This is a genomic window from Streptomyces sp. NPDC102437 (genome assembly GCF_044765565.1).
Classification (GTDB): Bacteria; Actinomycetota; Actinomycetes; order Streptomycetales; family Streptomycetaceae; genus Streptomyces.
The window spans coordinates 48,197-69,799 of sequence record NZ_JBIWKI010000033.1 but is presented as its reverse complement, the minus strand read 5'-3'; the positions used below and the strand labels follow the sequence as shown (position 1 = coordinate 69,799).

Below are 21,603 nucleotides of genomic sequence, written 5' to 3'. Positions count from 1 at the left end.
CTTTCGCACGATGACCGGAAGCTGTCGACCGGTAGAGGGCAAGAAGAAGACCCGGCGGACATGGGGTGTGAGGCTGATCCCATGTCCGCCGGGTGCGGAGCCGTATGGCGCGGTGAGGCGGTCAGCTCTGGATGCCGCGCACGCACCACTCAAGTACCGCCGCGGCGGCCGTCATCTTGTGGTGAGCCTGGCGCCAGGCCCGGCTCGACGCGCCGTCGAGCACCTCGTCGGTGACCTCCTCGCCCCGGACCGCGGGCAGGTCGTGCAGGAAGACGGTGCGTGGGCCGGCGAAACGGTCCAGGAACACGCGATTGATCTGGAAGCCGTCGAACTCCTTGAGCCAGTCGGGGTTCTCCTTCGTCACCCCCATGGTCTGCCACCGGCTGGTGTACACCGCGTCCACCGGGCCCTCGACCTCGTCGGCCGTGACGACCTGGCTCACCAGGGCCTTGCCGCCGCTGAGTTCGGCCGCCAGGTCCAGTGTCTCCTTCGGCACCTCGTACCCCTGCGGGCACAGCAGGGTGAGGCGCAGCCCGGGGGTGAGGGCGGCGGCCAGGGCGAGGGCGGCGCCCGAGCTGTTGCCCTCGCCGACGGCGAGCAGGTGCAGACCGTCGAGCGAGCCGAACTCCTCGGCCAGCGTCGCGAGATCGGCGATGGCCTGGGTCGGGTGCTCGTCCAGGCTCAGGGCGTTGACGACGGCCAGGTTCGCGCTGCTGCCCAGCCGGCGGATCTCCTCCACGTCCCCGTTGGTCCGTACGACCAGGGCGTCCAGGTACTGGCCGAGGACCCGGGCGGTGTCCTCGACCGTCTCGCCGGTGGTGAGCTGGAGTTCGTTCGGCCCGAAGGTGATCACGTCGGCGCCCAGACGGGTCGCCGCGGTCCAGAAGGACGTCCGGGTCCGGGTCGAGGACTTGCGGAAGTACAGACCGACCTGTCGTCCGGCCAGCGGCTTCGGCACGATGCCGTCCCGGCCGAACGAGACGGCGCGCCGGACGAGGTGGTCCAGCTCGGCGGGCGTGAGGTCGGCGAGGGAGATCAGGTTGCGCATGGGTGCGGTGCCTTTCATGAGGGCGGGAACGGGGTGGGTGCGAGGGGTGGTCCTCAGTCGCTCAGGGCGGCGGCGAGAGCGGCGGGCGCGGCCTCCCGGTCCTCGTCGAGCACCGCGCGGACCAGGTTGAGCACGGTGAAGCCGACCGGGTCGCCCGCCGTCGTGGGGAGCCGGCGGATCAGACCGCGGACCAGCAGGGCGTGGACATCCCGGGCAGCTTCGGCCAGCGAGGTGCCAAAGGCTCGCGCGGCACCGTCCACCGTCCACGGGTCGTCGAGCGTCGCCAGCGTGCGCAGCAGCTCGGCGGCCTTCGGGTCGAGCCCGGTCACGGAGGCGGTGAGCCGCTCGCCCAGAGTGGGGCCCGCAGCGGGATCGGCCGGGGTGACGCCGTCGAGCAGGACCAGCGGTGAGGTGCGGGCTATGTCCAGGAGTTGCTGCGGGGAGTACAGCAGCAGCCAGGAGGCCGCGGCCTCCAGCGCCTGCGGCATGCCGTCCAGGGCCCGGCAGATGTGGGCCACGGTGGTGACGACGGAGTCGGTGGGGAGGAAGTCGGGCCGCATATAGCTGACATGGGAGAGCGTCAGCTCCACGGCGTGGCGGTCCGCGACGAGGGAGCCGCCCACCGCCTCGACGAGATCGGCGGCAGTCGGCACCGGGAGCGGGGCCAGCGGCAGCAGTCGTCCGCCGGGCAGCTGGACCGGCCGGTCGGTGGTGGTGAGTATTTTCAGGCGCTCGCAGACCCGCAGCAGACTGAGCAGCCGAGGGGTGACAGAGGGTGACGCATCGTAGCCGTCCAGGACGATCAAGGTGGCCTTGGTCCCTATGAGCGCGGCCAGTTCCTCGAATTCCTCGCCGTCGCGGACGAGTGCGCGCACCCATCCGGTGACGGTCGACTGCGGGGTGTTGGGAGCGGCCACGGTGGTCTCCGCCGTGTCGTCCAGGGATACCCACAGCACCGGAATCCGGTCCCGGGCGTGGATCACCGAGGCGGCTTCCTGGGCGAGCCGTGTCTTTCCCGTTCCCGGCAGCCCCACAAGGGTCAGCAGCCGCTCGTGATCCGTGCGCAACCGGGCCGTCAGCGCCTCCAGTTCCGGGCGCCGCCCGATCAGCGGGCGCAGCGGAGGGGGCGGCGTGGCCAGGCCGACTCCGTAGATGTCCTGGAAGACACGCCCCACCGCCTTGGCGTCGACGGCGAGTTCGAGCTCGACACGTCGGGCGTCGCTCAGCCGCATGGCATTGGCGAGGAGCTTCAGTGTTTCCCTGCGCGGGTGCTGAACCCGCCCGAGTTCCAGGTCGCGAATGGCCCGTACGCTCACGGTGGAAAGGCCGGCGAGCTGTTCCTGGGTGAGTCCCGCCCGCCTGCGCGCATTCTGCAGCAGAACGTCGAGCCCGGCTGAGGGCTGGGAATTCATCATTGTCTCCTCGGTCTCCCCATGCATAGAAAACGCAATGGCCGGTTACCCGGCCGCCCGGGACTGTCCGGAACTCGCGGCGCGGCGAGAGATCCTTCTCGTTCCGCTCACGCTCCGTACGCTCCGCACCCCCCGTGGCAGCGAAGGCCTGCCGTCGATGAACAGCTTTCATCGAGCCATTCCCGAAATCTTCCCGGTGCGTTACCGCGAGTTCCTCGTGGCAGGGACTACGATCGCCTCGCGCTGGGGAAGCGCTGCGGGTGCGCAGGAGCTGAGGGGGAGAATGCGTGTCATCTACGGAAGAGTTTCAGCTGCGCTTCAACATTCTTGGCCCGTTAGAGGGTTGGTCCAACGGGACTCGGCTCCGACTCGGCGGAGTCATACAGGAGCGAGTTCTGGCCACACTGCTCCTGGAGCCCGGAAAAGTGCTTCCGGTATCCCGTCTGGTCGAGGCGGCCTGGGACGAGGAACCGCCCACGACGGCTCCGCACCAAGTACGCAAGGCAGTCGCGGATCTCCGAAGACGGATACCCGGGGGCGCCGACGTTCTCCTCACCGACGGCCCCGGGTATCGCGTCGCCCACGAACAATGTGAAATCGACGTGGCCGAATTTGGTCTGCTGATACGCAAAGCGAAGCTCGCGGCGTCCGACGGCCGTACGGCCGAGGCCGCGGAGATATTGCGCGCCGCCCTGGCTCTCTGGCGGGGCCCCGTTCTGTCGGGCAGCGGCGGCCCGGTCATCGAGGCGGCGTCGACCTCCATCGAGGAGCGCCGGCTGACCGCGGCGGAGCAGCTCTTCGATCTCCATCTCGCGCTCGGCGAGTCCGCCGAACTCGTCGTCGAACTGAGGGAACTGGTCCAGCAGCATCCCTTGCGCGAGTCCCTGCGCGGCCAGTTGATGATCGCCCTGTACCGGTCCGGGCGGCAGGCCGAGGCCCTGGACGAGTACGGCAAGGTACGCGCACTCCTCGCCGAGGAACTCGGCATCGACCCCGGCCCCAACCTCACCAAGCTGTACGAGGGAATCCTGCGGGAGAGCCCCGAACTGGCCGGCCCCGAGCCGGCCGCCGTACCCGTGGTGGCCGTGGCGCTGCCCGCGGAGCCTCCCAGCACCCTCCCGTACGACCTCGCGGACTTCACCGGACGGGACCGGGAGCTGGCCGAAATCCTGCGTGGTGCCGAGGCCGGCGGCGAGCAGGGCCCCCAGATCGTGGCCATCGACGGCATGGGCGGCTGCGGCAAGACCTCGCTCGCGGTGCGCGCCGCGCACCGGCTGGCACCCGAGTACCCGGACGGTCAGCTCCACATCGATCTGCGCGGACACACGCCGGGCGACCAGCCGGTGACCGCGGGCATCGCGCTGGACAGCCTGCTGCGTGCCGTCGGTGTCCCGGGCAACCTCATCCCGGACGACGTGCCCGCCCGAACCGCGCTGTGGCGTGCCACCCTGGTCGGCAAGCGGCTGCTGATCCTCTTCGACAACGCGGCCGACGCCGCCGCCATCCGCCCGCTGCTGCCCGTCTCCCCCGGCAGCCTCGTCATGGTCACCAGCCGGGCCCGGCTGGTCGATCTGGACGGCGCCCGGTGGATCTCCATCGGAGTGATGCCGCCCGAGGACAGTGCGATGCTGGTGGCCGAGACGCTCGGGGCCCAGCGCGTCGCCGCCGAGCCCGAGGCCGCCGCGGAGATCGCCCGGCTCTGCGGTCATCTGCCCCTCGCCCTGCGGATCGCCACCGCCCGGCTGCGCAACCGCCCGCGCTGGACCCTGCAGTACCTGGCGGAGCGGCTGCGCGACGAGACCCGGCGGCTCGACGAGCTCAGCTCGGGCGCCCGCAGTGTCTCCGCCACCCTGCGCCTGTCCTACCAGGCCCTGGACGAGGAGTGCCGGAACGCGTTCTCGACGCTGGCCCTGCACCCGGGCAGCGACATGGACATCCACGTCGCCGGTGCGCTGCTCGGCTCGGGCGCCCGGGACGCGGAGGACCTGCTGGAGATGCTGCTCGACGTGCATCTCGTGCAGCAGCCGGAGATCGGCCTCTACACCTTCCACGACCTGGTCCGCAGCTTCGCGCACAGCCTGCTCGTCGAGTCCCCCGAGGACTCCGCGGCGGTGGAACGGCTGCTGGGCTACTACCTGACCGCCACCGAGGTGGCGTGCGATCTCCTGTATTCCGGGCGGCGCCGGCGCAGTACCGGCATCGAGCCCTCCAAGGCCGAACTGCCCGCTCTCGACACCCTCGAGACGGCGCGGAAGTGGTTCCTGCGCGAGCAGAACTCGCTCCTCGCGGCGGTCACGCTCGCCGAGCGCCGGGGACACGACCGCTTTGTGGTGTGCCTGGCCCGCAATCTCGTCTTCCAGCTCAACGACCTGGGGCTGCTGGAGGAGTTCGGTGAGTTGAGCCGGGTCGCGGTCGCCGCCGCCGGCCGGCTCCAGGACCTGGCACTGCTGGGGGTGAGCCTGTCCAACCTGGGCGTCGCCTGCTGGAAACTGGGCCGCCTCTCCGAGGGGCTCGAAGCCGCCCGGAAGAGCCGGGACGTCGCGGTCCGGCTCGGCGATCTGCACACCCAGGCGCACAGCGAGAGCATCCTCGGCCAGTTCAACAGCCTGCTCGGCGACTTCTCCGCGGCCCTGGGCCACATGGAGACGGCGATCGCGCACGAACGCGATCTGGACATGCCGCGCGCGGAGGCCGAGAGCCTGACCATGCTCAGCACTCTCTACGAACAGTGGGGACGGTACGAGGAGGCGCGGGACGCGGCCCGGCGGTCGGCCGAACTGAGCCGGCAGCTGGGGCAGCACGAGGGACTTCCCGGCGCCATCACCGACCTCGCCTTCGCACATGTCGGCCTGGGCGCGTACGAGGAGGCCGACCACTGTCTGACGGAGGCCCGCGCACTGTACGGGGACGCCGGCAACGAGGTGAACCTCGCCCTGACCCTGGCGTTGTCCGCCGATGTGGAGAACCGGCTGGGCATGGCGCCGCGCGTCCCTGACCAGGCGGAGCTCGCCCTCGACATGATGCGGACCAACCCCTCGCCGCTGCGCCGGGCCAAGGTGGAGAACATCGTGGGCCGGCTGCGCCGCCGGCAGGGCGATACGGCGGCGGCGCTCGCGCTGCACACCCATGCCCATGAGCTCGCCTCGTCCCTCAGCTACCGCATCGAGCAGGCCTACGCCCTGTCGGGCATGGCCGACGCCCTCGGCGACACGCCGGATTCGGCCCGGTACCGGGCGGAAGCCGAGCAGCTCTTCGACGGGATGGGCGTTCCGCCGGACCGCCGGCGCGGCTGACGACCGGCCGCCGTCGCCGCGGGCGGAGCCGTCGCCGTATTCCGGGACGGACAGCGACGAGCACCGCACCGTGGTCCGGTGCGGGGCTCGCGTGTCGAGGCGGTGGGCTCACATGACGGGGGACGTCGGACCCTTGTCGTCGTCGGTGCCGGTGGTCCCGATGACCGTCGGACCCTTGTCGTCGTCGGTACCCGTGGCCCCGATGACCGTCGGACCCTTGTCGTCCGTGATCGTCTGAGCGATGACCGTCGGGCCCTTGTCGTCGGCGAGCACGTGGGTACCGGCGATGGTCGGGCCCTTGTCGTCGTCGGTGCCCGTGGTGCCGATGACCGTCGGGCCCTTGTCGTCCGCGAGAACCTGCTGAATGCTCCGGGCGTCGTGCGCCTGCCCCGCCTCGACCGCCGTGCCGATACCGAAGGCCAGCGTCGCGGCGACGATCCCGAAGATTCCAGCAAGCTTGCGTCCCATTATCCCGCCCCTAAGTGGTGTTTGTGTGGTTCTGCGGTGTTCCGCTTCCCGACACCACTGATGTTGCTGATCGGCGTTCCCGGTCCGTTCCTGCCCCGATACCGCCTCCGGGAACTGCCGCGGGAACGGGACCGGAAGCCGCCCGCTCCGCTATTCCGCGTCGAGCTGGCAGGCGGCGACGCGGGGGCCGAGCGGGGTGAGGACCACGCGCGTACGTGCCGCTCCCGACTCGTGGCCGGCCAGGTCGAGCAGCGATCTCACCAGGGAGCGGAGCACCGCGCGCTCCGTCTCGTCCAGGACCGCCGCAGGGGCACCGTCCCCGGGCGGCCACGTGACGATCCCGGCCACCGTGTGCATGCCGTTCTCGGTTCTGGTCTCGACGCTGATCTGGGGCCCCTCCCAGGACTCCGGCGCGGTGTACGGATGGGACTGGACACCGGACGCCACCCGCTCGGCCCACCGTTCCACGGTGGACAGGTCCTGGAGGGCCTGACGCAGTTCCGTCCCGTCGGGCGAACGATCCCTGGGGTCCTTCACGTGAGTACTCCTTCTGCAGACAACTACAGAAGGACCCTTGCCTTCCCGGCTCCCGGTTCCCTCCCGATCCGTTCCCGCTTTCTTCCCGTTCCCGCGTTCGCGAAGGGAACGCAGCGGTAATCGGCCGCCGCATGATGACCCCGTTCGATTCAGACAGGGATCCGTGGTGATCCGCAAAGGACGCGACATCCTGGGGGATTGAGGCGTGGCAACCACACCGTTCGACGGCTCCGGCACTGTGTGCCGGATGCCGGTGCACAAGGGATCCGGGTCTTGATGGGCGCCCGGATATCAGCGGACATTCCCGGCCGTTTCTCGGGAATGGGCCCCTTTCTCCTCGTCTGGTCCGGTCAGGCGGTGTCCCTGGCGGGCAGTGCGGCGGTCCGGTTCGCCTTCATCGTCGAGGTCTGGTCGGCCGGCGGGAACGCGACAGCCGTCACCATCCTGTCATTGTGCGCCATGCTGCCGCAGGCCGTGTTCAGCCCCATAGCGGGCGCAATCGTCGACCGTATACCCAAGCGCTCCGCGCTGCGGATCGCCGATGCCGGCGGGCTCCTCGTCGTGGGCACCCTGGCCCTGCTCCACTACCTCGGTGCCTTCCATGCCTGGCAGGTCTATCCGGCCACCGTACTGCTCGGCATCTGTGCCGCCTTCCAGTTCCCGGCCCTGTCCTCGGCCGTTCCCCTCCTGGTCCGCAAGGACCAACTGGACCGCACCAACGGACTGTTGGCCGGCGCGAAGAGTGCCGCCGGAATCGGCGGCCCCGCGCTGGGCGGTCTGCTCGTCGCGCTCTTCGGGATCGGCCCGACGCTCCTGGTCGACCTGGCCAGCTACGCGTTCGCCCTGATCGGCATCCAGATCGTGCGCTTCAACGGCGACCGGGTGACGAAGAACCCCGACGCACCGCGCCGGCGGATCACCGCCGATGCCGTCGAAGGGCTGCGCTACCTGTTCCGGGTGCCCAGCCTGCGCGATCTGATCGTCAACTTCTGTGTCGTCAACCTCGTGATGGTCTTCGGTTTCGCTCTCATCTCGCCGATGGTGCTGCTGCGGGCCGGCAACGGCGCGCTCGCCGCGGTCAACACCTCGGTCGGCATCGGCGGAGTGGCCGGTGCCCTGCTCATGGCCGCCTGGGGCGGACCGGCGAACCGGGGCCGGGGCATGATGCTCGGCGTGGTCGGCATGTGCCTGTCCGCCCTGGTGGTGATGGGCCTGATGGGGACTGTGACCGGCTGGTGCCTGGCCATCCTGGTCGGCGCCCTGCTCATGACGGTGGTCAACGCCTCGATGCAGACGATCGTGCAGACCAAGGTCCCGCACGAGTGGCAGGGCCGGGTATTCGGCGCGGTGATGTTCCTGTCGCAGATCTCCGTGCCGCTGGCGATGGCGGTCTCCGGGCCGCTCGCCGACCACGTCTTCGAACCGATGGCCGCCCGGGGCTCCGGGCTCTTCACCGTGCTCGGTCCGCTCGCCGGCGACGGTCCGGGCAGCGGCATGGCCGCCATGTTGTTCCTGGCCGGCATCGGCGGGACCGCGGTCGCCCTCTGGGGACTCGCCAGCCGATCGATCAGGGACATCGACACCCTGCTCCCCGACCTCGACGCACCCAAGGACCCGGTCGGGCAGAGCGAGCGCCTGGGAGGTGAGCGGGATGAGGTGCGTGCATGAACTGTTCGAGGAGCAGGCGGCGCGGACGCCCGGCGCGACGGCACTGATCGACGGCGGCGAACGGATCGACTACGCCGGACTCGACGACCGGGCCGACCGGTTGGCGGGACTGCTGGCCGAGCGGGGCATCCGGCCCGGCGACACGGTCGGCGTGTACCTGGAGCGCTCCGCCGCACTCGTCGTGACGGTCCTCGGCATCCTCAAGGCCGGGGCGGGCTACGTGATGCTGGACCCCGGCTTCCCCGCCGAACGGCTGCGCGCGATGGCCGAGGACGCGGGAACCGCCGTGGTCGTCACGGCCCGCGACACCGCGTCCGGGGCGCTCGGCCCGGCCCGGGTGCACATCGAGGACGCCGCCGGGGCGCGGCCGCTGCCGCGCGGCTCCGTCCCGGTCCGGCCCGACGACATCGCCTGCGTGATGTTCACCTCCGGTTCGACCGGGCGGCCCAAGGGCATCGCAGCGCCGCACCGGGCGATCGTCGCCACCCTCACCGGGCAGGGCTTCGCTTCCTTCGGCCCCGGCGCGGTCTGGCTCCAGTGCGCGCCGCTGTCCTGGGACGCGTTCGCCCTGGAGCTGTGGGGGCCGCTCATGAACGGCGGTACTTGCGTACTGCACCCCGGGCAGCGTCCCGAACCCTTCCTGATGGCCCGGCTCGTCGCCGAGCACGGCATCACCTCCATGTACCTCTCGGCCTCCCTCTTCAACGTCGTCGTCGACGAGTACCCGCAGGTGTTGGACGGGCTGCGGGAACTCGTGGTGGGCGGCGAGGCGATGTCGGTGCCGCACGCGGCCCGCGCCCTGGAGCGCCGGCCGGAACTGCGGCTGAGCAACGGCTACGGCCCCGTCGAATGCATGGTGTTCCTGACCGTCCACCCGGTGAGCGCCGCCGAGCTCGGCGCGGGCCCGGTGCCGATCGGCCGGCCGCTGGCGGGCAAGCGGCTGTACGTCCTGGACGAGGAGCTCCGTCCGGTTCCTGACGGGCAGGCCGGTGAGATCTACGCCGCCGGGACGGGCCTCGCCCGCGACTACTGCGGACGGCCCGCGCTGAGCGCCGAACGCTTCGTCGCCTCCCCGTCCGGTGAACGCGTCTACCGCACCGGTGACCTCGGGCGGCGACGTGCCGACGGTGTCCTGGAGTATCTGGGCCGGGCCGACAGCCAGGTGAAGATCCGGGGCTTCCGGGTGGAGCCTAGCGAGGTCGAGAGCGTACTGACCCGGCACCCCGGCATCGACCGGGCCGCCGTCGTCGCCCATGAGCACCCGGCGGGCGACCGCCAGCTCACCGCGTACGTCGTGCCGAGCGGCGGCGGCCGACAGGGCTTCCGGGAAGCGGAGTTGCGCGCCTACGCCCGCGATGTGCTGGCCGACTACCTGGTCCCGGCGGTCTTCGTACCGCTGGACGAACTGCCATTGACCCCCAGCGGAAAGCTGGACCGGGCCGCCCTGCCGGAGCCCCCAACCGCGACAGCGGCCACCGGCCGGGCGGCGGTGAGCGGCACCGCGGCCACGCTGTGCGAGCTCTTCGCCCAGGTGCTGCACACCCACCGGGTCGGCCCGGACGACGACTTCTTCGCCCTCGGCGGCCACTCCCTGCTGGCCGCCCGGCTGCTGGGCCGGATCCGTACCGTGCTCGGCGCCGAGATCGATATCCGGGGGCTCTTCGAGGCGCCCACCCCGGCGCTCCTCGCCCCGTTCGTCGACACCGCTCCCCCGGTCCGCCCCGCGCCGGGTACCGTGCCCGGCAACACCTCCGGGACACTCCCGGTGTCGCACGCGCAGCACCGGTTGTGGTTCCTGGACCGGATCGGAGCCGGTGCCGCGTACAACCTGCCGATGCTGGTCCGGCTGCGGGGCGCGGTCGACGCGGCCGCGCTGGACGACGCGCTGGCCCTGGTCGCCGGGCGTCACGAAGTGCTCCGTACCGTCTTCGAGGAATCCGACGGCTCCCCCGTGCGCCGGGTACTGAGCGGGGCGGCCGCACGGCCTGTGTTCCGGCAGCTGCGGACCGCCGGGGATTCAATGGACCGGGAGATCGAGCGGGAGGCCCGTCACCGCTTCGATCTTTGTAGCGAACTCCCGGTGCGGGCGACGCTGTTCACCTCGCTGGAGCGGCCGGACGAGCATGCGCTGCTGGTGCTGGTGCATCACATCGCCGGGGACGGGTGGTCACTGCGACCGCTCTTCCGTGACCTGTCCCGCGCCTACGGTGCACGGGTCGACGGTGCGGACACGGCCGGGCTTCCCCCGCTCCTGGTCCAGTACGCGGAGCACGCCCGTCACCAGCTGGACCGGCTCGGCTCGCCGTCCGATCCGCACGCGCTCGCCGCCCGTCAGCTCACGTACTGGCGCAAGGAACTGGACGGGCTGCCGGCCGACGGACCGCTGCTGCCCCGCCGCGCCGGGCGCCCCGCCGTACCCGGTCCGGACGCGCGGGTCGTGGTGCGCCGGATCGACGCTGCGGCGCACGCCCGGGTGGTGGAGTCGGCCCGCGCCCGGGGCGCCACGCTCTTCATGGCCCTGCACGCCGCGCTGGCCACCGTGCTGGTGCGGGCCGGTGCGGGCGAGGACCTGGCGATCGGCGCCCCGGTGGCCGGACGCGCCGGGGACGCCGGCGTCGAGGACGTCGTCGGGTTCTTCGTCAACATGCTGGTGCTGCGCACCGATCTGTCCGGCGACCCCACCGCGGCCGAGGTGCTCGCCCGGGTGCGGGAGACGGACCTCGCCGCGTTCAGCCATCAGGACGTGCCGTTCGAGGACGTGGTCGGCGCGCTCAACCCGCCGCGGACCCCGGGCCGTCAGCCGTTCACCGATGTGGTCCTGGCGCTCCAGAACAACGCACGGGCCGAGGTCGCACTGCCCGGTGCCGAGGACGGCGTCGAAGTGGTACGCACCGGTGCCGCCCGGTTCGAACTCCTGGTGGACGTCACGGACTCCACCTCGGCCGAGGGCGCGCCGGACGGGCTGACGCTGACGTTCGAGTACCGCGGGCAGGCGCTGGAGGCGGAGTTCGTCCAGTGGCTCGCGGACGCCCTCCCCGAGGCCCTTGAGGCCGCCGCGGCCGCCCCCGACACCCCTTTGTCGCGGCTGGGCCTCACCTCACCGCCGCGGCAGGCCGGTGAGAGCGACCGGATCGCGGTACCGGTCAGGCGCCGGTCCGCCCCAAAGCGCCCGATGACCGCCATGGAACAGGAGATCGCCGCCGTGTGGTGCGAGGTCCTCGGTGTGCCGAGCGCCGGCCCGGACGACGACTTCTTCGCCCTCGGCGGCAACTCGCTGCGCGCGGTACGCGCCGTGGCCCGGCTCGGCGCCGGACGGCAGTTGACCGTGGCCCAGCTGTTCGCCGCGCCCACGGTCGCCGCCTTCGCCGTCGAACTGGAACGGGCGGTCGCACTCCCCGCGCCCGCCGCCGCTTCCCCCATCCCGCGCCGCCCCCGGGTGCCGCGCCGTCCGCAACCCCAGCCCCAGACCGGCAGAAAGCAGGAGGAGTGGCAGTGGACCTCAGTGTGATGTTCTTCGGTGCGGACAGCACCACCGCCGGCGGGGCCCGGCACACCGAGACGTACGAGGACATCCTCGCCGTGGCCCGGACCGCCGACCGGCTGGGGTTCCACGCCGTCTGGACCCCCGAGCGCCACTTCCAGCAGGTGGGGCAGGTCTTCCCGAGCCCTCCGGTGCTCAGCGCGGCACTCGCGGTCGCCACCGAGCGGATCGGGATCCGCGCGGGCAGCGTCGTCCTGCCGCTGCACCACCCGCTGAGCGTGGCGGAGGACTGGGCGGTCGTGGACAACCTCTCGCACGGGCGGGTCGGCCTCTCCGTCGCCACCGGCTGGCACTCCAAGGACTTCACCCTGGCCCCCGAGCGTTACGAGGACCGCCGGCGGAGCGCCCTGGAGACGATCCCGCGGCTGCGTTCGTTGTGGGCGGGCGAGCCCGCCGAGTACCCCGACGGCACGGGCACCCCGGTCTGCGTCACGCCCCAGCCCCGCCCGGTGCAGGACACCCTGCCGCTGTGGATCACCACGTCCGGCAACCCGGAGACCTGGGAGGCGGCCGGACGGCTGCGCGCCGGAGTGCTCGGCGCGACCGTCGGTCAGAGCCGGGACGAGCTGGCCGAGAAGATCGCCCGCTACCGCACCGCCTGCGCCGAGGCCCCCGACCAGCGGGGCACCGACGCCCACGGGCGGGTCACGCTGATGGCCCACACCTACGTCGGCACCGACGACGCGGAGGTCCGCCGGATGGCGGGCGCCCCCCTCAAGACCTATCTCGCCTCGTACGTGCGCCAGACCGCGGCGAACCGCTCCGCGGACGCCACGACCGCGGGCCTCACCGAGGAACAGACCGCGATGCTCGCCGACTTCGCGTTCGAGCGCTATCTCAGCTGGGGCAGCCTGCTCGGCTCCCCGGGCCACTGCGCCAAGATGCTCGCCGATCTGGCGGAGCTGGGCGTCGACGAGGTCGCGTGCTTCATCGACTTCGGCATCGGACGGGACGACGTACTGGCCGGGCTGCACCGGTTGGCCGAACTGAAAGAGAACCTGTGATGAGCGCCCCCACCGTTTCGCGCACCGTCCCGGTCGCGGCAACCCCCTCCATGGCCGACCGGTTCGTCGCACTCGGCCGGGAACAGCGGGTCCGTCTGCTGCGCCGCATGCTGGAGGCGGGGCGGGCCCGCGAGATACCCGCCGTCATACCGCCGCGCGACCCGGCCCGCCGGGTGCCGCTCAGCCCCGCGCAGCACGACCTGTGGGTGTACGACTCGCTGTATCCCGGTACCCCCGCGCTCAATCTGTGCGCCGCCTATCACTTCGAGCGGCCCGTCGACCCGGCGCATCTGGAGGCGGCGCTGACACTGATCCAGCGTCACCACGACATCCTGCGGACGCGGATCGTGACGGACGAGTCGGGCGGACTGCATGTCGAGTTCCCCGACGACGGGCCCTTCGACCTGGAGCGCGAGGATCTGCGAGGCACCGACGCAACGATCGGCGAGGCGTTCGAGACCTTCCGCAGCCGCCCCTTCGACCTCGGCCGGGACAAGCTGATCCGGGCCCGGTTCGTCCGGGTCGACGAGCGGCGTTCCACACTGATGCTGAGTCTGCACCACACCATCAGCGACTGGTGGTCCTTCGACGTGCTGCAGAACGAGTTCGCGCAGGCGTACGGCGCGCTGCGCGACGGGCTGGAGCCGCCCCTGACCCGCCCGGCCGTGCAGTACGCCGATTTCTCGTCCTGGCAGAGCGAGTTGGCGGAGTCGGGGGTCTTCGCGAGCCGGCTCGACTTCTGGCGGCGCTATCTCGCCGACCCGCCCGGTCCGCTGACCGTGCCGGGCAGCACCGGCGGCGTCACCGGGGGCGAAGGCATCGCGCAGGTGCCCTTCCACATCGACGCCCAGACCACCGCCGCCGTGCGGGCCCTGGCCCGGGAGCGCGGCGCCTCGGTGTACGTCGTGCTCATGGCCGCGTTCGCCGTCCTGGCGCACCGGGTCAGCGGCGCCGAGGACCTGGTGATCGGCACCCCCATCGCCAACCGGGCGGCCAAGGGGCTCGACCAGGTCATCGGCTATGTCATGAATGCCGTGCCGACCCGCTGGAAAGTGGAAGCGGACCGGTCCTTCGCCGATCTGCTCACCGGGTTCGCGGTCGACTTCCCGGATCTGATGGCCAACGCGGACGTGCCCGTGGGCCGGATCGTGTCGGCCGCCGCGCCCGAGCGCAGCGCGGGCCGGGCCCCGCTGTACCAGTGGGTGTTCATGCACCTGACGCAGCAGCCGAGCGTCTCGGTGATGAAGGAGTTCGCGGAGCCCGAGCGGATCCACACGGGCGGCGAGCACGACCTGGTCGGCGTGGTGAAGGACAGCGGTGACGGCATGGAGGGCAGCTTCGGGCTGCGCACCGACGTCTTCAGCCCCGCGACGGTGGCCCGCTGGACGCAGTGCTACGTCGAGCTGCTGAAGCGGATCACCTCCGACCCGGCCGCGCTCATCGGGGACATCGACGTGGTGCCGTCGGCCATGCACGCTGAGCTGCTCGCCGGCTCCGCCGGGCCCGTCGCCCCCGCCGCCATCCCGCTGCCCGAGCTGGTGACCCGACTGGCGGCCCGCACACCGGACGCGCCGGCCGTCGAGTCCCCGGAACACACCCTGAGCTATGCCCAACTGGACGACCGGGTGGCCCGGTTGGCCGGGATTCTGGTGAGCCGGGGTGCCGGTCCCGGGCGGATCGTGGCCCTCGCCCTCCCCCGCGGCAGCGACTGGCCGGTGGCAGCTCTGGCCGTGCAGCGCGCCGGCGCCGCCTATCTGCCGGTCGACCCCTCCCACCCGGCCGAGCGCATCCGCCGGGTCCTCGCCGAAGCCGCACCGGTGCTCCTGGTCACCGAACCCGGGGCCGCGCCGCTGGACACCGGTCTGCCGGCCCTGGTCCTCGACGAGGACGCCTGGGCCGGGGAGCCGCTGCCGCCGGGAGGTCCGGAGCTCCACGACACCGCCCATGTCATCCACACCTCCGGCTCGACGGGCGCCCCCAAGGGCGTCGTGGTCAGCCATGCCGGCGTGGCCGCGCTCACCCGGTCCCTGGTGGAGCGCATCGCACTGGGCGCCCACAGCCGGGTGCTCCAGCTCGGGCCGCCCTCCTTCGACATCTCCGTCGGCGAACTGTGCCTGGCCTTCGGCTCCGGCGGAACGCTGGTGCTGCCGCCCCGGGGCCCGCTCGTGGGCGAGGAACTGGGGGCGGTGCTGACCGGGCGGCGGATCTCCTGCGCGTTCGTCCCGCCGTCGGTGCTCGCGACCGTGCCGGCCGGGCCGCATCCGGATCTGCGCGCCCTGGTCGTCGGCGCGGAGCCCTGTCCGCCGGAGCTGGTGGCCCGCTGGGCCGTCGCGGGGCGGCGTTTCCACAACGCGTACGGGCCCACCGAGTCGACCGTCGTCTCCACCGTCTCGGCGCCGCTGGACGCCGATGGAACGGCGCCGCCGATCGGCACGCCGGTGGCGGGCACCACCGCCTACCTCCTCGACGAACGGCTCCGGCCGGTACCCGCCGGGGCGGGCGGAGAGCTGTATCTGGCGGGTGACGCGCTCGCCCGGGGCTACCTGGGCCGTGCCGCGCTCACCGCCGAGCGGTTCGTCGCCGATCCCTACGGTCCGCCCGGCAGCCGCATGTACCGCACCGGCGACCTCGCCCACCGGGACGACCACGGGAACACGTACTGCCTCGGGCGCGGCGACGAGCAGGTGAAGCTGCGCGGGCTGCGCATCGAGCCCGGTGAGGTCGCCGCCGCTCTCGCCGAACTTCCCACCGTGGAACGGGCGGTTGCCGTCGTACGGCACGACCGGGGCGGTACGGCGCAGCTCGTCGCGTACGTGGTGCCCGCGCCGGGAGCGGCGGTCGACGAGGACGGGCTGCTGCTGCACGCCTCGGGGCGGCTGCCCGCGGCCATGGTCCCGGCCGCCGTGGTGACGCTGGACGCGCTGCCGTTGTCGTCGCACGGCAAGATCGACCGGGCCGCCCTGCCCGCGCCCGCCGCCCGGACCTCGGACACCGTCCGGCTGCCCGGGTCGGCGCGCGAGGAGGTGCTGTGCGGACTCTTCGCGGAGCTGCTGGACGTCGAACAGGCCGGCATCGACGACGACTTCTTCCGGCTCGGCGGCGACAGCATCATGGCGATCCAGCTCGCCGCGCGGGCCCGGTCGGCCGGTCTGGTGCTCTCGCCGCACGACGTGTTCACAGTACGCACCCCGGCCCGGCTGGCCGTGCTGGCCCGTACGCCCGAGGGCGACGCCCCCGAGGCCGAGGACACCGGGACCGGGCGGCTGCCCCTCACCCCGGTGATGCACTGGTGGCGCGAACAGGTCCGGGACACCGCCGCGTTCACCCAGTCCATGCTGTTCCCCCTGGGCTCCGGCACCCGACTCGCGGCGATCGAGGAGGCCGTCTCCGTACTGACCGCGCGGCACGCCGCGCTGCGGATGCGGCTGGTGCGCGAGGACGACACCGGCTGGGAGCTCCAGGTACCCGAGGAGGGTGAGCCGTGCGGTGCGCGGGCCGTCCGGGTGGCGGTGCCCGCGGACGCCGATCTGCACTCCCGGGCGACCGAGCTCGCGCGCACCGTGACCCTGCGCCCCGAGGACGGCGAGATGGTGCGGGCGGTGTGGCTCGACCCCGGCCCGGACCGGCCCGGCGCCCTGCTGCTGACCGTGCACCACCTGGCCGTGGACGGGTTCTCCTGGCGGGTGCTCGGGCAGGAGCTCGCCGCGGCGCTGGAGGGCGGACCCGGGAGCGACGCCGCACCCGCGAGGACCGCCTCGTTCACCCGGTGGGCCCGGCTGCTCTCCCAGGAGGCCGGACTACGGCTCGGTGAACTCCCCTGGTGGGAAAGCCAGTTGGCGGACGATACGGCCCGGCTCACCGATGGCCGGGGGGCAGGTGGCCGGCGGGAGACTCTCACCTTCGATCTGGCCCTCGGGCTCACCCGCAGTGTGCTCCTCACCCTGCCGGGCGCCTTCAACTGCCGCCCCGACGCGGTGATGCTGACCGCTCTGACCGCCGCGGCCGTCCAGCGGCGCGGCACCGGCTCCTCGCTCGTCGTCCATCTGGAGGGCCATGGCCGCGAGGCCGTCTCCACCCCGGTCGACGTGTCCGGCACCGTCGGCTGGTTCACCACGCAGTACCCGGTCCGCCTGGACATCGGTGCGGCGGCGGTGGCGCCCGGCGGCCGGCCGGGAGAGGCCCTGAAGTGTGTCAAGGAGCAGCTGCGGGCGGTGCCCGCCGGCGGGCTCGGCTGGGGCCTGCTGCGCTACCTCCACCCGGAGACCGGCCCGGCACTCGCCGCGCTCCCCGCACCCGATGTCCGCTTCAACTATCTGGGCCGTTTCGCCGGGACCGACGCGGCGGGCGGGCGGCTGCTGGAACCCGGCCCGGACGCCGTGCCGCTGGCGCACGCCCTGGAGGTGGATGTGCTGGCCCGCGAGGAGAACGGTGAGCCCGTGCTGGAGGCGAGCTTCTCCTACCCGTCCGGCGTGTTCACCGAGGACGAGGTGCTCGCGCTGGCCGGGGCGTGGTCCGAGGCGCTCGGCGTCCTCGCCGACCACTGCGGGTCGGATGGCGCAGCCTCCCACGCCCCGTCCGACTTCCCGCTCGTCGACCTGACCGGGGACCAGCTCGAACTTCTGGCGCTGGAGATGGACTTCGGCGACCTCGACGCCACCGACGAGGAGGGACGGCGATGAACGCGCGCATCGCGGACGTGCTGCCGCTCTCCCCGCTCCAGGAGGGCCTGCTGTTCCACTCCGCCCGGCAGACCGAGGGCCCGGACCCGTACCTGGTGCAGGCCCGCTTCAGGGTCGGCCCCGCGATCGCCGGGGACACGGTACGGGCGTCGGTCGCCGCGCTCCTGGACCGGCATCCGAATCTGCGCGCCTGCTTCCGGCACGAGCGCCTGGACCGTCCGGTCCAGGTCGTGCCGAAGGAGGTCAGGTTGCCGTGGACCGAGGTGGACCTGACGGGTCTCACCCGCGACGAGGCGGCCACCCGGACCGAGGAGGTGCTGCGGAAGGATGCGGCACTTCGCTTCGACGTGGCCCGCCCGCCCCTGGTCCGTGCCACGTTCCTGCGGCACGACATCGGCGCCGAGCTGATCGTGTCCTTCCACCACATCCTGCTGGACGGCTGGTCCATGCCGGTCGTCGAGCGGGACCTCGCCGCGCTCGTGGCGGGCCGGCCGCTGCCGCCCGCCGCGCCCTACCGGGACTACCTGGTGTGGCTGGGCGCTCAGGACCGGCAGAAGGCCGAAGCCGCGTGGTGCGAGTCGCTGGAGGGCCTGGGACGGCCCGCGCTGCTGGCCCCGGCCGGACCGGACACGGCGCCCGACCGTTCGCGGCTGTGGCTGACCACCGGCCTCACCGAGCGGCTGGTCCGGCGGGCCGCCGAGGCGGGCGTCACCCTCAACACCCTGGTGCAGGTCTCCTGGGCACTGGTCCTGGCCCGGCTGACCGGCTCCCGCGACCTGGTCTTCGGCGCGGTCGTCTCGGGGCGCCCGCACGATTTGCCGGGTGTCGAATCCATGGTGGGCCTGTTCATCAACACCCTGCCGGTACGGGTCCGGCTGAGGGACGGCGAGCAGGTGGACGAGCTGCTCCGCCGGATCCAGGACGAGCAGTCCAGGCTGCTGGAGCACCACCACGCCCGCGCCGCCGAGGTGCAGCGCGCCGTGGGGGCCGGTGAGCTCTTCGACTCGATCATCGCCTTCGAGAACTTCCCGCGCGGTTCCGGGGGCGACGACGGTCCCGGTGCCGTCCGCCTGTTGAGCGTGAACGACGCGACGCACTACCCGGTCACGATCGCGGCGGTCGCCGAGGACCGGCTGCTGCTGTCGGTCAGCTGCCGCCGGGGCATCCCGGCGACCGCCGTCACCGAGCGCCTCGCGCATGTACTGGAGCAGCTGGCCGGCTCGCCGCGGACCCCGGTGACGGACATCGACGCCCTGCCCGTGGCGGAGCGGCACCATCTGCTGGCCCTGGCCGACGGTCCGGCCCGTACCCCCGCCGGACCCGCCACGCTGACCGGGCGGTTCGCCGACCGGGTGGCCCGCACCCCGGACGCACCGGCTGTCGACACCGACGGCGAGACGCTCAGCTACGCCGGGCTCGACGCCGCTTCGGACCGGCTGGCCGGCCGTCTGGTCCGGGCCGGGGTGGCGCCCGGAGACACCGTGGCCCTGCTGCTTCCCCGCTCGGCGTCCCTGGTCGTGGCCCAGCTCGCGGTCCTCAAGGCGGGTGCCTGCTGGCTACCGCTGGACCCGGCGCACCCGGCACAGCGGCTGGCCCGGCTGATGGCGGCGGCGGGACCCGCCCTGGTCCTCACCGAGGGGACGGCCCCGGCCGCCGCCCGGCTGCCCGCCGGTGTCGTGCTGCTGGACATCACCGAGGAGTCCGCCCCCGCGGCCTTCGACCGGGTCGACAACCAGCCCGGGTCCGCCGCCTGCGCGATCTACACCTCCGGCTCCACCGGAGAGCCCAAGGGGGTGGTCGTCCCGCACCGGGCGATCACCGAACTCGCCGCCGACGGCCGCTTCGCGGGCGGTGCCCACGACCGGGTGCTGCTGCACAACCCGTACACGTTCGACGCCTCGACCTACGAGGTGTGGGTCCCGCTCCTGAACGGCGGGACCGTGGTCGTGGCCCCCGCCGAGGCGGTCACCCCCGAACTGCTGGAGCGGGTGGTACGGGAACGGCGGGTCACCGCGCTCATGCTCACCCCCGAACTGCTGCGCACCGTCGCGGAGATCGCGCCCGGCGCGCTGTCCGGACTGCGCGAGGTGTGGTCCGGCGGCGACGTCCTGGCGCCCGGCACCGTGCTCCGGATCCGGGAGCACTGCCCGGACACGGTGGTCGTCAACGGCTACGGCCCCACCGAGACGACGGTGTTCGCCACCGCGCACACGGCCGCCGGCCGGTCCGCGGAGCGGCCGGGGCCCGTCCCGATCGGGCGACCCCTGGACAACACCCGCGCCCACGTCCTTGACGCCCGGCTGTGCCCCGTCCCGGTGGGCTCCACCGGTGAGCTCTACATCGGCGGCAGCGGTCTCGCCCAGGGCTACCTCGGGCGGCCGTCAGCCACCGCGGAGCGGTTCGTCGCCGATCCGTACGGGCCGCCCGGCAGCCGCATGTACCGCACCGGGGACCTGGCCCGCTGGACGGCGGACGGTGTCCTGGAGTTCGCGGGCCGGGCCGATGACCAGGTCAAGGTGCGCGGCTTCCGGGTGGAGCCCGCCGAGGTCGAGGCCGCGCTGGCGGGCTGCCCCGGCGTGGCGCGGGCCGTGGTCGGCGCCCGGCAGGACGCGGCGGGCGGCAAGCTGCTGGCCGCCTGGCTGGTGCCGGCCGGCGGCGGGGAGGATCAGTGGCAGCGGACCCTCGCCGGGGTGCGGGCCCATGCCGCCCGGCAGCTGCCCCCGCACCTGGTGCCGTCCCTGTGGGCCCGGATCGACGAGGTGCCGCTCACTCGCCACGGCAAGGCGGACCGGGCCGCGCTCCCGGACCCCGGGCCCACCGGCGAACCGGTGATCCACCGGGCGCCGGGCACCCCGCGCGAGCGGGAGCTGTGCGCCCTGTTCGGCACGGTGCTCGGGGTTCCTGCGGTCGGACCCGACACCGACTTCTTCCAGGCGGGCGGCCATTCGCTGACCGCGCTGCGCCTGAAGTCGAAGATCGAGACGGTGCTCGGCGTACGGATCCCGTTGTCCGCCCTGTTCGACGCGCCGACCCCGGCCGGTCTCGCCGCCCGGCTCGACGCGCCGCAGTCCGCCGACGGCCCCGCCGCGCGGACACCGCTGCGCCGCACCCGCGAACGCCCCGGGTCCGCGACCGCTCCGGACGGGCCGCACCACAACAGCCTGGAGCATGTGCTCACCCTGCGGACCGGCGGCGACCGCACCCCGCTGATCTGCGTGCACCCGGGGCTCGGGCTCAGCTGGTCGTACGTGAACCTGCTGCCGCACCTCGCTCCGGACCGCCCGGTGCACACCCTGCAGAGCCCGGCGCTGCTGAGCGGGACCGGTCAGCTCCCGTCCACGATGGGCGAGATGGCGGAACTTTATCTGCGCAGTGTGCGTGAGCTCCGGCCGCACGGACCGTATCTGCTGCTCGGCCGGTCCTTCGGCGGCCCGCTCGTCCACGAACTCGCGGTGCGGCTGCGCCGGGCCGGCGAGGAGGTCCGGATGCTCGCCGTGGTGGACGCCATGCCGATGCCGGAAGGGATCAGAGGCACCTCTCTGGACCCGGCCGCCGTCGAGGACGAGATGCTACGCATCCTGCACCGCTCCCATGCGCCGGAACTGCCGTTGCCGAACGGCCCGTTGAAGCGCTCCACATTGTTCGCCCAGGCCCGCGCGGACACCTTCGACGGTCTCTCCCAGGCGCAGCTCCACACCCTCGTCGACGCCGGGATTCATCACACCCGGCTCGTACGGGACTGGCATCCGTCCCTCTACGACGGGGCGACGACGCTCTTCTCCGCGACGCACGACGACTGGCCCACGACGGCCGAGAAGACCGAGGCCTGGCAGCGCGTGACCGCCGCGCTCGATGTGCACGAACTGGACTGCGGTCACAGCGACGTACTCACTCCGGGCCCGGCGGCCGAGATCGCCGCGGTCCTCGAAACCGCCCTCCGAGGGGACTGAGAA

At 72.7% G+C, this 21,603-nt stretch carries 10 protein-coding genes; 6 read left to right on the top strand and 4 right to left on the bottom strand.

The genetic code is table 11. From position 1 onward, the window contains the following. Window positions 1–121 precede the first annotated feature (121 nt). Both ACIRJP_RS31850 and ACIRJP_RS31845 read right to left on the bottom strand, forming a co-directional pair. A complete protein-coding gene (locus ACIRJP_RS31850; protein ID WP_404181608.1) occupies window positions 122–1,048 on the bottom strand; it encodes an ornithine carbamoyltransferase in 927 nt (308 codons plus the stop codon). Window positions 1,049–1,101: 53 nt separating this feature from the next. After that, window positions 1,102–2,460, bottom strand: coding sequence for a helix-turn-helix domain-containing protein (locus ACIRJP_RS31845; RefSeq protein WP_404181605.1), 1,359 nt, complete (start codon window positions 2,458–2,460; stop codon window positions 1,102–1,104). A gap of 602 nt (window positions 2,461–3,062) precedes the next feature. On the opposite strand from ACIRJP_RS31845, the gene ACIRJP_RS31840 reads away from it, so the two are divergent. Then, window positions 3,063–5,753: a BTAD domain-containing putative transcriptional regulator gene (locus ACIRJP_RS31840; protein ID WP_404181602.1), complete on the top strand. Its 2,691-nt coding sequence runs from the start codon at window positions 3,063–3,065 to the stop codon at window positions 5,751–5,753. A gap of 108 nt (window positions 5,754–5,861) precedes the next feature. Here ACIRJP_RS31840 and ACIRJP_RS31835 read toward each other — a convergent pair whose 3' ends face one another. Beyond that, entirely contained in the window at window positions 5,862–6,221 is a 360-nt protein-coding gene (locus ACIRJP_RS31835; RefSeq protein ID WP_404181599.1) for a hypothetical protein, read from the bottom strand. A 150-nt stretch (window positions 6,222–6,371) separates the two neighbouring features. Next, window positions 6,372–6,758 (bottom strand): hypothetical protein, encoded by a 387-nt coding sequence (locus ACIRJP_RS31830; protein WP_404181596.1) that lies wholly within the window; start codon window positions 6,756–6,758, stop codon window positions 6,372–6,374. A 321-nt stretch (window positions 6,759–7,079) separates the two neighbouring features. On the opposite strand from ACIRJP_RS31830, the gene ACIRJP_RS31825 reads away from it, so the two are divergent. Genes ACIRJP_RS31825 through ACIRJP_RS31805 form a run of 5 tightly spaced genes read left to right on the top strand, consistent with a single transcriptional unit; the run spans window position 7,080 to window position 21,600 of the window. Next, window positions 7,080–8,426, top strand: coding sequence for an MFS transporter (locus ACIRJP_RS31825; RefSeq protein WP_404181593.1), 1,347 nt, complete (start codon window positions 7,080–7,082; stop codon window positions 8,424–8,426). Further along, window positions 8,410–11,934 (top strand): amino acid adenylation domain-containing protein, encoded by a 3,525-nt coding sequence (locus tag ACIRJP_RS31820; protein WP_404181590.1) that lies wholly within the window; start codon window positions 8,410–8,412, stop codon window positions 11,932–11,934. Before ACIRJP_RS31825 ends, ACIRJP_RS31820 begins: the two co-directional genes overlap by 17 nt. Beyond that, entirely contained in the window at window positions 11,919–12,971 is a 1,053-nt protein-coding gene (locus ACIRJP_RS31815; RefSeq protein WP_404181587.1) for a MupA/Atu3671 family FMN-dependent luciferase-like monooxygenase, read from the top strand. The genes ACIRJP_RS31820 and ACIRJP_RS31815 overlap by 16 nt, the downstream gene beginning before the upstream one ends. After that, entirely contained in the window at window positions 12,971–17,650 is a 4,680-nt protein-coding gene (locus tag ACIRJP_RS31810) for an amino acid adenylation domain-containing protein (protein WP_404181584.1), read from the top strand. Before ACIRJP_RS31815 ends, ACIRJP_RS31810 begins: the two co-directional genes overlap by 1 nt. Next, entirely contained in the window at window positions 17,647–21,600 is a 3,954-nt protein-coding gene (locus ACIRJP_RS31805; RefSeq protein WP_404181581.1) for an amino acid adenylation domain-containing protein, read from the top strand. Before ACIRJP_RS31810 ends, ACIRJP_RS31805 begins: the two co-directional genes overlap by 4 nt. The last annotated feature ends 3 nt before the right edge of the window (window positions 21,601–21,603 follow it).